The following is a 14476-nucleotide window of genomic DNA, read 5'->3' as shown; positions in this document are numbered from 1 at the left end:
ACATGAGCGTAACAGTTGAGAAGCTTGAAAAGAGCATGGCTAAGCTTAAGATCACAGTATCTGCAGAGCAGCTTGAGAAGGCTATTCAGAAAGCCTACGACAAGAACAAGAGCAAGATCCAGATTCCTGGATTCCGTAAAGGTAAGGCTCCTCGTAAGATGATCGAGCAGATGTATGGCAAGGGAGTATTCTATGAGGATGCAGCTAACGAGCTCATCGAGGAAGAGTATCCTAAGGCTATTGAGGAGTGTGGAGAGGATGTTGTTTCTTCACCTAAGATCGATGTAGAGCAGCTTGAGGCTGGTAAGGACTTCATCTTTACAGCAGAGGTAGCTCTTAAGCCTCCAGTTAAGCTTGGTAAATATAAGGGAGTAGAAGCTCCTAAGATGGATATCGACGTTACAGATGCTGACGTTGATGCTGAAATTGATAAGCAGAGAAATACAAACGCTAGAACAGTTGAAGTTACAGACAGAGCTGTTAAGGATGGCGATATCGTAACTCTTGATTTCGAGGGATTTGTTGATGGTAAGGCTTTCCAGGGTGGAAAGGGAACAGATTATCCTCTTACAATCGGTTCAGGCGCTTTCATTCCTGGATTCGAGGAGCAGCTTGTTGGATTTGAAATCGGTAAGGAAGGCGATGTTAACGTAACATTCCCTGAGGATTACCAGGCAGACGAGCTTGCAGGTAAGGCTGCAACATTCAAGTGCACAATCAAGGCTATCAAGGCTAAAGAGCTTCCTGAACTCAATGATGAGTTTGCTAGCGATGTATCAGATTTCGATACACTTGCTGAGTACAAGGAAGATGTTAAGAACAAGCTTGTTGAGAGAAAGACAAACGAAGAGAAGGCTAAGAGAGAAGATCTCGTTGTTAAGGCCGTTATCGAGGATTCAGATATGGAGCTTCCTGAGGCTATGGTTGAGACTCAGGCTAGACAGATTGTTAATGATTTTGCTCAGAGACTTCAGATGCAGGGCATGAGCATGGATCAGTATCTTCAGTACACAGGCAACACTGTAGACAAGATGCTTGAGCAGGTTAAGCCACAGGCTGTAGAGAGAATTCAGGCTCGTCTTGTTCTTGAGGCAGTTGCTGAGAAGGAAAAGATCACAGTTTCTGATGAAGAGTTCGAGGAAGAGCTTAAGAAGATGGCTGAGCAGTACAGAATGGAGCTTTCTAAGCTTAAAGAGCTTATGTCAGAGTCTGAGCAGAAGACAATGCGTAGCGACCTCGCTGTTCAGAAGGCAGCAGATTTCCTTGTAGAGAACGTTAAGGAAGTTGCAGCAAAGAAGACAGCTGCTAAGAAGACAGCTACAAAGAAGGCTGACGAAGCAGAAGAGAAGCCAGCAAAGAAGACAGCTGCTAAGAAGACAACAACAAAGAAGGCTGATGCTGAAGAAAAGCCAGCAAAGAAGACAGCTACTAAGAAGACAACAACAAAGAAGGCTGACGCTGAAGAAAAGCCAAAGAAGACAACAACAAGAAAGAAAAAGACAGAAGAGTAATTCTGTATAAGACATAAGTAGTCAATAAGAAATACCCTCTTTACTGGTAACCAGTAAGGAGGGTATTTCTATATGCTATTATCTTCATTCACTAAGAAAAAATTTATAGTGGTAGAACCTTATTCTTTTCTATAGGTGTGATACAAGGCAAGGAATGAACCTGCAACTGAATAGAAGATTGCGAGAGCCTTTTTGCATGCATCATATCTTGGAAGGCTATTGTCTGTCACCATAGAGAAAAAGGATGAACTCGTATTATACTCTGGAAGAGTATTGATGAAATGTATGATCACCACAACAAAGATGATAGAGGCAGCAACGATACCTATTAGGAAAAGTGGATTTTTACTTCCGGTTTTCTCGCTTTTTCGCTGTGCTACCTCAAATGCGCTTTCTAAGCACAAAATGCTTTGGAAGGCGTAAAAGATATAGCCTAGTAACTCTGATACTTCATATAGTATAGGGACTAAGAACAGCTCCATAAGTGTTTCAATCACCACCCAAATGATCAAAAAGATGAGGCCGCTTATGGCGGATGATTTCAGATCTTTTCCTGAAGCTAAGGGGATCAGACTAAACACCAAAAACCAAAGTAGTAAATTAGTTATCCCAATAGGTGTTGTCAAATTAAAAATAGTTAGGATTCCCAAAGATCCCAGGGCTAAAAATATAAGGCCCTGTAAAAAAATAGCTAGGGGTAAAAATAAAGTTTTTTTCATGTAATATCTTTCCTTTCAAGCGAGTATTATCAAGCAGTTATTTTACCATTTCTTATACTTTTATTAAATAGCGCAAAAGTCTTTCAAAAAAGAACATATGGACGTATAATATAAATTGGTTGTGTATAGTTTGTTGTAGGGTATACACATCCGCACTAGTTAGGTTGTAGTGCAAAAATGCTGACGACAGCAGAGTTGGAGGACTAGAATAATGAGTTTGATACCTTATGTCATTGAACAGACCAGTCGCGGAGAGAGATCTTACGATATCTACTCAAGACTTTTAAAAGAAAGAATTGTATTCCTTGGTGAGGAGGTTAACGCTGCATCTGCAAGTACTGTAGTTGCACAGCTTCTTTTCCTTGAAGCAGAAGACCCTAACAAGGATATCCACATGTACATTAATAGCCCTGGAGGAGAGATCACATCCGGAATGGCTATTTATGACACAATGCAGTACATCAAGTGTGATGTCAGCACAATCTGCATTGGTATGGCAGCAAGTATGGGTGCATTCCTTCTTGCAGGTGGTGCTAAGGGCAAGAGAATGGCTCTTCCTAATGCAGAAGTTATGATTCACCAGCCACTTGGCGGAACACAGGGACAGGCTACTGAGATTGAGATCGCAGCTAAGCACATCATCAGAACAAAAGAGAAGATGAATAGAATGCTCTCTGAGAACACAGGTAAGTCTTATGAGCAGGTATGTGCTGATACAGAACGTGATAACTGGCTTACAGCTCAGGAAGCTCTTGAGTACGGACTTATCGATTCTATCGTAGAGAATCGTCCTACAGAAAAAGAAAAGAAATAATTAGTACTATAAGGAGATAAAATGGCAGGAAAGAATTCTGGAGAGATCAGGTGCTCTTTTTGTAACAAGACACAGGATCAGGTAAAAAAACTTATAGCAGGACCTGCAGGCGTATATATCTGCGATGAGTGCGTAGACATCTGTGCAGATATCATCGAAGAGGAATTCGAAGATGATGAGACTTCAGCGCCAGTAATGGACAAAGACATCAATCTGCTTAAACCTGTTGAGATCAAGAATTTCCTTGATGATTATGTAATCGGCCAGGAAGAAGCCAAGAAAGTATTGGCTGTTTCTGTATATAACCACTACAAACGTGTACTTGCTCCTAAGAGCGAAGGCGTTGGAAATGATGTAGAGCTTCAGAAGAGCAACATCATCATGGTAGGCCCTACAGGTTCAGGTAAGACATATCTTGCGCAGACACTTGCCAAGATCATCAATGTTCCATTTGCTATAGCTGATGCTACAACACTTACTGAGGCAGGCTATGTAGGTGAAGACGTTGAGAACATTCTTTTAAAGCTTATTCAGAATGCAGACTATGATATCGAGCGAGCTCAGTACGGTATCGTTTATATCGATGAGATCGATAAGATCACCAAGAAGAGCGAGAACGTATCTATCACAAGAGATGTATCTGGTGAAGGTGTTCAGCAGGCACTTCTTAAGATCGTAGAAGGCACGATCGCAAGCGTTCCACCTCAGGGCGGAAGAAAGCATCCACATCAGGAACTTATCCAGATCGATACAAGCAACATCCTCTTTATCTGTGGTGGTGCGTTTGATGGTCTCGATAAGATCGTAGAGGCAAGACTTGATAGAAATTCAATCGGATTTAATGCAGAGATTGCAGACAAGTCCGAGAGAGAGATTGGTGAGATCTTCAAGGAGGTAACTCCTCAGGACCTTGTTAAATTTGGACTTATCCCTGAGTTCGTAGGACGTGTGCCTATTACAGTAACTCTTGAGGGACTTTCAAAAGAGGCTCTTGTAAAGATCCTCACACAGCCAAAGAATGCTCTTGTTAAGCAGTATCAGAAGCTCTTTGATTTTGATGACGTTAAGCTTTCATTTGAAGATGAAGCTGTTCAGAAGATTGCAGAGATGGCTTACGAGAGGGAGACTGGTGCAAGAGGACTTCGTTCTATCATGGAGAAAGCTATGATGAACGTAATGTACGAGATTCCTTCAGACGATTCTATCAGCGAATGTGTTATTACAAGCGCTGCTGTAGAAGGCGAGAGCGAGCCTCTCATCGTACACAGAGACCAGAAAAAACTTAAGCAGGCAAAATAAAAGCTTGACAAGTTTCCATTAAAGTGTGATGATAGCTACATCAGCGAAGCTACTAGCTGATAAAATTATTCAGAAAGCGAGGTAAAAGAAATGATTAGAGTGGCGAATTTATTTCATTTATTTAATAACACTGTTTTTTTACCTCGGGATATTATGTTCGGATAAGGTAGCTTCTTTGCTGCATATTTGAATATGGTTTTGTGCATAGTGCCCCCAGGTAAAGAGATTTGCCTGGGGGCTTTTTTGCGTACTTTTCTATGCATGGAACTCCCCCGAGGACAACTGTTGTTATTGCTTATTTTTGAAAGGAGGAGAAAAAGTGAATTCATTAGGTAGTTATGTGCGAAAGCATTGGAAGACCTATACAATGGCAGTGACTTTCATGCTATTTGCTATTGCACTGGATATGTTATATCCAAAGGTTACTAAGAGACTTGTTAATGAAGTTATTGTAGGTAGAGATTTTCACAGACTTGGTTTATTTTTGCTGACAATAATACTTATTGGTGTTGGACGCAGCATTTTTGGATACTTCAAGGAATTTACCTTTGACAGAAACTGCATAACTATTGGTACAGAGATGAGAAAAGATCTCTTTGACCACATTCAGGGACTGTCACTTGATTATTTTGATGGTGCTAATACTGGCGAACTCATGGCCAGAGTTAAGGATGATATAGATAAAGTTTTCCAGATGGTGGGAATGGAAGCCATGATGGGTATGGAGGTTATCTTAAACGCAGTACTTTTGCTGTTCTTCATGTTTAGAATCAATCCAGTACTTACTATCCTTCCATTTGTATGCATGGTGATCTCCGGATCAGCAGCCATCATCATGGAAAAGAAGCTTGATAAAGTTTACGATGCTATAAGTGAGGAAAATGCGGAGCTTACAACTATTGCAGAAGAGAACCTTACAGGAGTTAGAACTGTAAAGGCTTTTGCAAGGGAAAAGATGGAGATTGAAAAGTTCCTTGCTCACAACCAGAAATATTATGACCTTAACATGAAAGAGGCCATGACAATAATAAAGTTCTATCCAATCTGGCAGCTTGTTTCAATGTTTCTTCCTGTAGCATGTGCTGTTCTGGGCGGAATGGCAGTAGTAAGAGGAGAGATGGATCTTGGTGATCTTGCGGCGTACATCATCTACAGCCGCAACTGTACATGGCCAATGGAGGAAATCGGCTGGATCACAAATGATTTCTCAAGCTCCATTGCTTCACTCAAGAAGATCAAAAAGATCTACGAAGAACATTCAACTCTTGCTCATTCAGAGGAAAACGTTCATGTAGACAAGATTTCTGGTTCAGTTGAATTTGATAAGGTATCTCTTTCATTTGGAGAGAAGGAAATCCTTAATGATATCAGCTTCAAGATTCCTGCAGGAAAGACCCTTGGAATCATGGGCGAAACAGGATCAGGTAAGTCTACTATCATAAACCTGCTTCAGAGATTCTATGATCCTACAAGCGGTAATATCAGGATTGATGGAGTAGAGATCAAAGATATGGACCTTGATCAGGTAAGAGGCTCATCAGCAGTTGTTATGCAGGATGCATTTCTTTTCTCTGATTCAATTCAGGAAAACATCAGAATGGGTCGAAGAGACGAGATGACCATGGAAGAGATCAAGGATGCGGCCAAGATGGCCAAAGCAAGCGACTTCATTGAGAAGCTTGAAGACACTTACGAAACAGTAATCGGAGAGCGAGGCGTTGGACTTTCTGGTGGACAGAAGCAGCGTATCAGCATTGCGAGAGCAATCTCCAAGAAGGCACCTATCCTGGTGCTTGATGACTCTACATCAGCCCTTGATATGGAGACAGAGTCAGAAATACAAAAGACATTAGATGGAATTACAGGAGTTACAAGAGTTGTGGTAGCTCACAGAATATCAGCAGTTAGAAATGCAGATGAGATCATATATCTCAAGGATGGCAGGATTGCTGAGCGTGGCACACACGAAGAACTCCTTGCAAAAAAGGGCCTTTATTACGATACATTCGTTGCACAGTATGGGGCTCTTGACGAGAGGAAGGTGAGTGCGTAATGGCAGCAAACTCATTTCGTGAAGATGAGAACATGCGGCATACGGACTATAAGAAGGTCATCTCAAGGATGATGGGTTATCTAAGGCCTCATGTAAAAGAAATCATCCCGGTACTCATATCTCTTTTGATAGGAGTAGGAATAAACCTTGAGAGTCCGCTACTTATTGAGTATGCCATAGATGAACTTGTAGCAAACAAAAATATAAAAGGACTGGTCAATATAATCCTTGTGATCGTGGTACTAAGTCTCATATATGTGGCAACAGTTGAGCTTAGACTTTTCCTCATGAACAAGATGGCCAACAAGATCCTCCTGGACATCAGGCAGGAACTGTATGAACACATACAGACTTTGTCATTTACATTTTTTGACAACAGACCAACAGGTAAGATCCTGGCTAGGATTATCGGTGATGTTAACTCGTTAAAAGAGGTTATGAAGAACACTATCACTAACCTCATCCCAAACTTCCTGACGGTTATTGGCGTTGTGATTATCATGCTGATCAAAGACTGGAAGCTTGCCCTTGGAACCCTTTGTTCCATGCCTGTTATGATAATCTGTATCTTCTGGATCCGTGAAAAGACTCATAAGAGCTGGGAAGATACCAGAAAGAAATCTTCAAACATGAACGCCTATGTTCATGAAGATATAGCTGGAATCTCAGTTGTACAGAGCTTCCATGCTGAGAATGAGACCAAGTCTACTTTCAGACAGCTGGCTAATGAACATAGAGATGCCTATATCCTGGCTTGCAAGTATTCAGATCTCTTTGGACCTGCGATTGATATGAGCTGGGCTATCAGCAGCATGGTAATGTACCTGGTTGCAATATATTTCCTTGGCTATACCGAGAGCTCACTTGGTATCATTGTTGCCTTTGCAACCTATGCAAATATGTTCTGGCGCCCAATTATGGGACTTTCAGGATATTACAACCAGCTTGTTACTAATCTTTCAGCAGCAGAAAGAGTCTTTGATCTTCTTGATACTGAGGCTGAGATCGTAGATAAAGAAGATGCCACAGAACTTCCTGATATTAAGGGAGAGGTGTCTTTTGAAAATGTTGGATTTACCTACGATGAGGGAACAAGCGAAGAGACGAAAGTTCTTGATAACGTTAGCTTTACAGCAAAGCCTGGCGAGACCATTGCTCTTGTTGGTCCTACTGGAGCAGGTAAGACAACCATCGTAAATCTTATCAGCCGCTTCTACGACATTCAGAAGGGCAAGATCAAGATTGATGGTCATGATCTTACAGATGTTACTATCAACAGCCTTCGCAGACAGATGGGGGTCATGACTCAGGATAACTTCATCTTCCATGGTACAGTAAGAGAGAACATCATGTACGGCAAGCCTGATGCTACTGAGGAAGAGATGATCGCAGCAGCTAAGTCAGTAAATGCCCATGACTTTATCATGAAGATGGAAAAAGGCTATGATACAGAGCTTAAGGGACAGGGAGCAGGTCTTTCTATTGGTCAGAAGCAGCTCATTGCCTTTGCAAGAACCATGATATCAATGCCAAAGATCCTGATCCTTGATGAAGCCACAAGCAGCATTGACACACATACTGAGATGTTGGTTCAGAAGGGTATTCAGACACTTATAAATGGCAGAACAAGCTTTGTTATCGCTCACAGACTTTCTACTATCAAGAACGCAGACCGCATATTTGTAATAAATAACGGTGGCATTCAGGAAAGCGGAAGTCACGACGAACTAATTTCAAAGCATGGTGCTTATTATGATCTATATATGGCGCAGTTCGCTTAATCTATTACAAAAAGAAAAGCTGTCATCAGGTTAACTGATGGCAGCTTTTTAAATTACTGATCTGCATTAGCTTCAAGAAGTTCATCCATGAAATCGTAGATCTCATCTCGGCCTTCTTTTGAAAGAGCTGAGTAAGGGAAAATCTTAACTTCATCTGGAAGTCCAAGTCCCTGACGGAGCATATTGAGGTGCTTCTCGTGCTGGCTCTTTTTGATCTTGTCAGATTTGGTTGCAATGATAACAGGCTGGAAGCCCTGATGAACGATCCATTTGTACATCTGAACATCATTGGCTGATGGCTCGTGTCTGATATCGATCAAAAGAAATACTCTAAGAAGCTGCTTGGATGAATGAAGATATCTTTCAACCATTTCGCCCCACTGAGCCTTAACCTTTTCAGGAACTCTCGCAAATCCGTATCCAGGAAGGTCCACAAGATAAAACTCATCATTTATGTTGTAGTAGTTGATGGTCTGAGTCTTACCTGGCTCCTGAGATGTCCTTGCGTAGTTTTTTCTATTCATTATTCCATTTATAAGAGAGCTCTTGCCCACATTACTCTTTCCGGCAAAGGCAAATTCTGGATGCTCATTCTCTGGAAGAGTACTGGTAATACCGCAAACTGTCTCTAAATTAACATTTTTAATTACCATAATAGATTAGATCATTCCTTTCTTTTTCTAATTCTAGATTCTACACTATAATGATATTTTAGGCAAAAATAAGCTTTTGATCCGGTTGACACAGTATGAAAATGAGGATAAGCTTTTTTCAGTTAAGACTAGGAGTTTGAAAGGTGAGATTATGTCAGAGCAGTTTTCCAGGACCGCACTTTTGATCGGTCAGGATAAAGTAGAAGAATTACATAAAAAGAGGGTAGCTGTCTTTGGAATTGGCGGAGTTGGCGGATATGTATGCGAAGTCCTTGTACGAAGCGGGATAGGGGCATTCGACTTAATTGATAATGATACGGTTTGCCTTAGCAACTTGAACCGCCAGATCATTGCCACCAGAAAGACAATTGGAAGGTACAAGACGGAAGTTATGAAGGAACGTATGCTTGATATTAATCCAGATGTTGATGTTACGATCCATAACTGCTTTTTCCTTCCTGAAAATGCAGATGAATTTGACTTTTCTCAGTATGACTACGTTGTAGATGCAGTAGATACAGTAACTGCCAAGATTGAGCTTATAATGCGTGCACAAAAAGAGAATGTGCCTGTCATAAGCGCTATGGGAGCAGGTAATAAATTGGATGCCAGCAGATTTAAAGTGGCAGACATCTATGATACCAGCATTTGCCCATTGGCAAGAGTTATGCGAAGGGAGCTTAAGAAAAGAAATGTGAAGCATCTGAAGGTTGTTTATTCAGATGAGGAACCGATCACACCTATGACTGATCCTTCAAACTCTTCTGAAACGGACACTAAGCCTGTCGGTAAAAGAACCACACCAGGAAGCACAGCATTTGTACCGGCTGTAGCAGGTCTTTTGATTGCAGGAGAAATTGTAAAAGATTTGAGCGGAATTTAATCAATAGTGTTTTAAATGGACTATAATATATTTATATTGTTGGAGGTGGGGAGATGGAAAAGCTTAAGAAATTAAAACTTAACCACGTTTTTGAAGCTCTTATCATGATCACTATAGGCTTTGTGCTTATCTTTTGGCCAAAAGCAAGTCTTGTCATTATGGCAAGAGCACTGGCTATCTTGCTATTCCTTGCAGGAGTAGTGATGGTCGTTAGCTACTTTGTCCACAAAGAAAAGAATTTTTTTCATTCCAGCGGATTCATCATTGGGATTATCATTGTGGGCGTTGGAACCTGGATATTCTTTAATCCTAACGATTTTACAGATCTTATTCCTAAGATATTCGGTCTCTTTATCCTGATCACAGGAATGGTCAACCTGTCGCAGACATTTTCACTTGTGAGCTACAAATATCCACTTTGGTGGCTTTCACTCGTTCTTGCTATCATAACTATTGGAATGGGTGTATTTCTTATTGTTGATCCTGCTTTTTTCAAGAAGTTTGCAGTCATTATCATAGGAATTTTCCTTGTCTATGACGGAATATCCAATATTTGGACAGTTTCAAGAGTGGGCAAGTATTCTAGAAAAGCTGAAGAGGATCTAGAACCTATCGATGTTGAAGCGGTTATAGAAGATGTTGATGAAGGAAAGAAATAAATGACTTTTGAAGCACTTGATGTATCGCTTGATGAAAACTGTTTTTCTGATTTCATCAAGCGATATCATTTTAATGAAGAAGATAAAAACGAGATCATAAAGCTTTACAGGAAGGTTCACCCCAGAGTTCATGCTATTTTTCACCATATAGTTGAAGAGGATGAAAATGGCGGCAAGGTGGCAACAGTTGTTGCGAGCCTTGGAAGAGCTTTTGATGAATACCAGAATGTCCTTGTGAGGCAGCAGGATATTCATGGAGCCTATATTGTAGATTGCCTTGGACTTGAGCTTTTGTCTAAGGCTTATGATCAGATTGATGTAAAGATCCATGAAATGACAGGGCTTTATGCTGGTGGATATATCTATGCTGGAAGCAAGGAATTTCCACTTGAAGAGATTCCTGCCGTCATGAAAAAGCTTGGTCAAAAGAAGATAAGATATAACGAAGCATATATGCTTTTGCCTAAAAAGAGCGTTCTCTTTACAACAAAGTTATATGACAAGAAGCAGGAAAGCCATTCTAAGTGTGCTGAATGTAATGCCGTAAATTGCAGTATGAGAGTGGAGAAATATAAGGCAAGCCATGTAGACAATGAGGCAGAGACTAAGGCTTCACCCAAAGAAAAGGGCCTTATCCACTTATATACCGGAGAAGGTAAGGGCAAGACAACTGCAGCTATAGGGCTATCTGTCAGGGCAGCAGGAGCTGGTAAAAAAGTCATCTTTTCACAGTTCATGAAGGGAAGAGATACTTCAGAGCTTAACTCTTTTGAGATCTTGCCTAATATTACTGTGATCAGAAAAGAAGAGGATATGGGCTGGTTTAAGAAAGATGACGAGGAGAGTATAGCTCTTTTCACAAAGGCTCATAATGAGATATTAGATAAGATAACTGATAAGGTCAGGACTGGAAAATGCGATGTTCTGGTGCTTGATGAGGTGACCTATCCCTGGAACTTTGGAATCATTGATAAGGCAAGGCTTCAGGATCTGATAGCTAATAAACCGGAGAATATGGAGATAGTCTTAACTGGAAGAAATGCGGATGATTTCTTTGTGGAGCATGCAGATTATATTACACGTATGGAAAAGGTGAAACACCCTTTTGATGCGGGAATACAGGGAAGACTTGGAATAGAATTTTAATGTTGACATTATGTTTTTGTGTGTTATAGTTGTAATAGAACAACAAACACAAAGACATAATGTCTTTTTTATGTGGGGCGCTTAGAAGTTAGAAGGGAGGTGCCTATGAATATACAGAAATTCACACAGAAGTCCATAGAGGCAGTCAACGGCTGTGAGAAAGTTGCTATGGAATATGGCAATCAGGAGATTGAACAGGAACATCTCCTTTATTCTCTTATGACGATCGAGGATAGCCTTATAGCCAAGCTCATTGAGAAGATGGGCATTAACAGTGAGACTTTCCTTAACAGGATCATTGACGCAATTGAGAAGAGGACTAAGGTTCAGGGAGGACAGCCATATATTGGAGCTGATCTTAACAGAGCTCTTTTATCAGCTGAAGATGAGGCCAAGGCTCTTGGAGATTCCTATGTTCCAGTTGAATGTCTTTTCCTTGCAGTTATGAAGAGACCTAATAGAGAGGTCAAGGAGATCTTCAAGGAGTTTGGTATAGACAGGAACAGATTCCTTCAGGTTCTGGCAGAGGTCAGAGGTAACAGGAATGTTACAACTGATAATCCTGAGGCAACCTACGATACTCTCAACAAGTACGGAACAGAACTGGTTGAGAGGGCAAGGAAGCAGAAGCTTGATCCTGTAATTGGCAGAGATACCGAGATCAGAAATGTGATCAGAATCCTTTCCAGAAAGAGCAAGAATAATCCGGTCCTCATTGGTGAGCCTGGTGTTGGTAAGACTGCGGTAGTTGAGGCTCTTGCTCAGAGAATAGCCAGTGGCGATGTGCCAACAGCGTTAAAGGACAAGAAGATCTTTTCACTTGATATGGGTGCACTTGTGGCTGGCGCCAAGTATAGAGGCGAGTTTGAAGAGAGACTTAAGGCAGTTCTTGAGGATGTCAAGGAATCTGACGGTGAGATCATCCTTTTCATAGATGAGCTTCACTTGATCGTTGGAGCAGGCAAGACTGACGGCGCGATGGATGCAGGTAATATGCTCAAACCTATGCTTGCTAGAGGTGAGTTGCATTGCATCGGCGCTACAACTCTCAATGAGTACAGACAGTACATTGAGAAGGATGCGGCTCTTGAAAGACGTTTTCAGCCGGTCATGGTGGAAGAGCCAACAGTTGAGGATACCATCAGCATCCTTCGTGGATTAAAAGAAAGATATGAAGTGTTCCATGGTGTTAAGATCATGGACAGTGCTCTTGTGAGTGCAGCAGTTCTTTCTAACAGATATATTTCAGACAGATTCCTTCCAGATAAGGCTATCGACCTTGTAGATGAGGCCTGTGCTCTTATCAAGACAGAGATGGATTCGATGCCAGCTGAACTTGATGAGATGAACCGTAAGATCATGCAGTTGCAGATCGAGGAGGCAGCTCTCAAGAAGGAAGATGACTCCCTTAGCAAGGAGAGACTTTCCAACCTTCAGAAGGAACTTGCAGAACTTAGCGAAGATTTCAATGCCAGAAAGGCTCAGTGGGCCAATGAAAAAGAGGCTGTGGACAAGCTTGCAGCTATGCGTGAGCAGATAGATACTATCAATTCAGAGATTGCTATAGCTCAGAGAAATGGCGATTATGAGAAAGCTGGTGAGCTTCAGTACGGCAAGCTTCCAGCACTCAAGAAAGAACTTGAAGAAGCAGAGGAAGCCGCTCGTGAAAAAGAGTCAGACGGAGCTCTTGTACATGAGAGAGTTTCAGAGGACGAGATTGCAGGAATCATCAGCAGATGGACTGGTATTCCTGTGAGCAAGTTAACTGAGAGTGAGAGAAATAAGACACTTCATCTTGGAGATGAGCTTCATCAGAGAGTCATTGGCCAGGATAATGCTGTGACCCTTGTCTCAGAGGCTATCATGAGATCCAAAGCTGGAATCAAAGATCCTACCAAGCCTATCGGTTCATTCCTTTTCCTTGGACCAACTGGTGTTGGTAAGACAGAGCTTGCTAAAAGCCTTGCTCAGGCACTTTTTGATGATGAGAACAACATGGTCCGCATCGATATGAGTGAATATATGGAGAAATACAGCGTCTCCAGACTTATCGGAGCGCCTCCAGGATATGTGGGATATGACGAAGGCGGACAGCTTACAGAGGCTGTCAGAAGAAAACCTTATGCGGTAGTTCTTTTTGATGAAGTTGAGAAAGCTCATCCAGACGTATTCAACGTGCTGCTGCAGGTTCTTGACGATGGACGTATCACAGATTCTCAGGGCAGAACAGTGGATTTCAAGAATACTATTCTCATCATGACGTCAAATATTGGTGCCCAGTACCTTCTTGATGGCATAAAGGATGATGGAAGCATTGACCCTGCTGCAGAAAAAGAAGTTATGGATGATCTAAGAGCTCACTTTAGACCTGAGTTCCTTAACAGACTAGATGAAACCATTATGTTCAAGCCTCTTACCAAGGACAACATTGGCGGAATCATAGATCTGGTAGTAGCAGATCTCAACAAGCGTCTCGAAGATAGAGAAATCTCCATTACCCTCACAGACGCAGCCAAGACCTTCGTAGTAGACAACGCCTACGACCCAATCTACGGCGCACGTCCACTCAAGCGTTTCATCCAAAAAAATGTAGAAACTTTATCTGCAAAACTCATTCTTGAGGATCAGGTAAGACCTCACGGAACAATTGAGTTTGATGTAGTAGATGGAGAATTAAAAGCTAAAGCTGTATAAAAAATTATCAGATAAACTGGTTGCGGTCGGCATTGTATGTGAAGCCGGCTGCTTCCAGTTTTTTTGTTATGGATAAGAGCTCCTCTGATGAAAGGTTGTTGTCATCAGCGAAAGCCTGTAAAGAACTATAATTATCGCGAAGTTTTGTGTTCAGGTAGCTCATTAACATGATTGGATCTTGAGGTAACATTTTTGTCTCCTTTTTTAGCGCCCCAACATCTTGATAAAAGTTTTATAAATTACCACATTATGTTGAAAGTGCCT

General features: G+C 41.4%; 13 protein-coding genes. 10 read left to right on the top strand and 3 right to left on the bottom strand.

What is annotated here, in order from left to right; translation table 11 throughout:
* The first annotated feature begins 2 nt into the window (after nt 1-2).
* On the top strand, nt 3-1511 hold the full coding sequence (tig, locus tag bhn_RS11465) for a trigger factor (protein WP_083385955.1): 1509 nt from the start codon (nt 3-5) through the stop codon (nt 1509-1511).
* Nucleotides 1512-1630: 119 nt separating this feature from the next.
* Here the strand turns inward: tig and bhn_RS11460 are convergent, their stop codons facing one another.
* Nucleotides 1631-1915: a hypothetical protein gene (locus tag bhn_RS11460; RefSeq protein ID WP_148661948.1), complete on the bottom strand. Its 285-nt coding sequence runs from the start codon at nt 1913-1915 to the stop codon at nt 1631-1633.
* Between the two features lie 124 nt (nt 1916-2039).
* Between bhn_RS11460 and bhn_RS11455 the strand changes: the two genes are divergently transcribed.
* From bhn_RS11455 to bhn_RS11435, 5 genes are all read left to right on the top strand, one after another.
* The gene (locus bhn_RS11455; protein WP_071176823.1) at nt 2040-2234 is read left to right on the top strand and encodes a hypothetical protein; all 195 of its coding nucleotides are present in this window, start codon (nt 2040-2042) and stop codon (nt 2232-2234) included.
* 207 nt (nt 2235-2441) lie between these two features.
* Nucleotides 2442-3044: an ATP-dependent Clp endopeptidase proteolytic subunit ClpP gene (gene clpP, locus bhn_RS11450; RefSeq protein ID WP_071176822.1), complete on the top strand. Its 603-nt coding sequence runs from the start codon at nt 2442-2444 to the stop codon at nt 3042-3044.
* A gap of 21 nt (nt 3045-3065) precedes the next feature.
* Nucleotides 3066-4343 carry an ATP-dependent Clp protease ATP-binding subunit ClpX gene (clpX, locus tag bhn_RS11445; protein WP_071176821.1) on the top strand — a complete coding sequence of 426 codons (1278 nt, stop codon included), beginning with the start codon at nt 3066-3068 and terminating at the stop codon, nt 4341-4343.
* Between the two features lie 319 nt (nt 4344-4662).
* The gene (locus bhn_RS11440) at nt 4663-6396 is read left to right on the top strand and encodes an ABC transporter ATP-binding protein (RefSeq protein ID WP_083385952.1); all 1734 of its coding nucleotides are present in this window, start codon (nt 4663-4665) and stop codon (nt 6394-6396) included.
* A complete protein-coding gene (locus bhn_RS11435) occupies nt 6396-8177 on the top strand; it encodes an ABC transporter ATP-binding protein (RefSeq protein WP_071176820.1) in 1782 nt (593 codons plus the stop codon). Before bhn_RS11440 ends, bhn_RS11435 begins: the two co-directional genes overlap by 1 nt.
* Before the next feature lie 53 nt (nt 8178-8230).
* Here bhn_RS11435 and yihA read toward each other — a convergent pair whose 3' ends face one another.
* Complete coding sequence (gene yihA, locus bhn_RS11430) at nt 8231-8830, bottom strand: ribosome biogenesis GTP-binding protein YihA/YsxC (protein WP_071176819.1); 600 nt, start codon at nt 8828-8830, stop codon at nt 8231-8233.
* Between the two features lie 151 nt (nt 8831-8981).
* On the opposite strand from yihA, the gene bhn_RS11425 reads away from it, so the two are divergent.
* From bhn_RS11425 to clpB, 4 genes are all read left to right on the top strand, one after another.
* Nucleotides 8982-9713, top strand: coding sequence for a tRNA threonylcarbamoyladenosine dehydratase (locus bhn_RS11425; protein WP_071176818.1), 732 nt, complete (start codon nt 8982-8984; stop codon nt 9711-9713).
* Between the two features lie 53 nt (nt 9714-9766).
* On the top strand, nt 9767-10372 hold the full coding sequence (locus bhn_RS11420; RefSeq protein ID WP_071176817.1) for an HdeD family acid-resistance protein: 606 nt from the start codon (nt 9767-9769) through the stop codon (nt 10370-10372).
* Entirely contained in the window at nt 10373-11518 is a 1146-nt protein-coding gene (locus tag bhn_RS15950) for a cob(I)yrinic acid a,c-diamide adenosyltransferase (protein WP_236845913.1), read from the top strand.
* A gap of 105 nt (nt 11519-11623) precedes the next feature.
* Nucleotides 11624-14212, top strand: coding sequence for an ATP-dependent chaperone ClpB (gene clpB / locus bhn_RS11410; protein WP_071176816.1), 2589 nt, complete (start codon nt 11624-11626; stop codon nt 14210-14212).
* A gap of 7 nt (nt 14213-14219) precedes the next feature.
* Here the strand turns inward: clpB and bhn_RS16105 are convergent, their stop codons facing one another.
* Nucleotides 14220-14402 carry a DUF4250 domain-containing protein gene (locus bhn_RS16105; RefSeq protein ID WP_071176815.1) on the bottom strand — a complete coding sequence of 61 codons (183 nt, stop codon included), beginning with the start codon at nt 14400-14402 and terminating at the stop codon, nt 14220-14222.
* Nucleotides 14403-14476 lie beyond the last annotated feature (74 nt).

This window comes from Butyrivibrio hungatei, from assembly GCF_001858005.1.
Lineage (GTDB): Bacteria > Bacillota > Clostridia > Lachnospirales > Lachnospiraceae > Butyrivibrio > Butyrivibrio hungatei.
This window is presented reverse-complemented; position numbering and strand designations above follow the sequence as displayed.

What these genes read in the sequence shown, in the direction of transcription:
- tig (WP_083385955.1), top strand. Translation starts at nt 3, where the DNA reads ATGAGCGTAACAGTTGAGAAGCTTGAAAAGAGCATGGCTAAGCTTAAG.
- bhn_RS11455 (WP_071176823.1), top strand. Translation starts at nt 2,040, where the DNA reads ATGGCGGATGATTTCAGATCTTTTCCTGAAGCTAAGGGGATCAGACTA.
- clpP (WP_071176822.1), top strand. Translation starts at nt 2,442, where the DNA reads ATGAGTTTGATACCTTATGTCATTGAACAGACCAGTCGCGGAGAGAGA.
- clpX (WP_071176821.1), top strand. Translation starts at nt 3,066, where the DNA reads ATGGCAGGAAAGAATTCTGGAGAGATCAGGTGCTCTTTTTGTAACAAG.
- bhn_RS11435 (WP_071176820.1), top strand. Translation starts at nt 6,396, where the DNA reads ATGGCAGCAAACTCATTTCGTGAAGATGAGAACATGCGGCATACGGAC.
- yihA (WP_071176819.1), bottom strand. Translation starts at nt 8,830, where the DNA reads ATGGTAATTAAAAATGTTAATTTAGAGACAGTTTGCGGTATTACCAGT.
- bhn_RS11425 (WP_071176818.1), top strand. Translation starts at nt 8,982, where the DNA reads ATGTCAGAGCAGTTTTCCAGGACCGCACTTTTGATCGGTCAGGATAAA.
- bhn_RS11420 (WP_071176817.1), top strand. Translation starts at nt 9,767, where the DNA reads ATGGAAAAGCTTAAGAAATTAAAACTTAACCACGTTTTTGAAGCTCTT.
- bhn_RS15950 (WP_236845913.1), top strand. Translation starts at nt 10,373, where the DNA reads ATGACTTTTGAAGCACTTGATGTATCGCTTGATGAAAACTGTTTTTCT.
- clpB (WP_071176816.1), top strand. Translation starts at nt 11,624, where the DNA reads ATGAATATACAGAAATTCACACAGAAGTCCATAGAGGCAGTCAACGGC.
- bhn_RS16105 (WP_071176815.1), bottom strand. Translation starts at nt 14,402, where the DNA reads ATGTTACCTCAAGATCCAATCATGTTAATGAGCTACCTGAACACAAAA.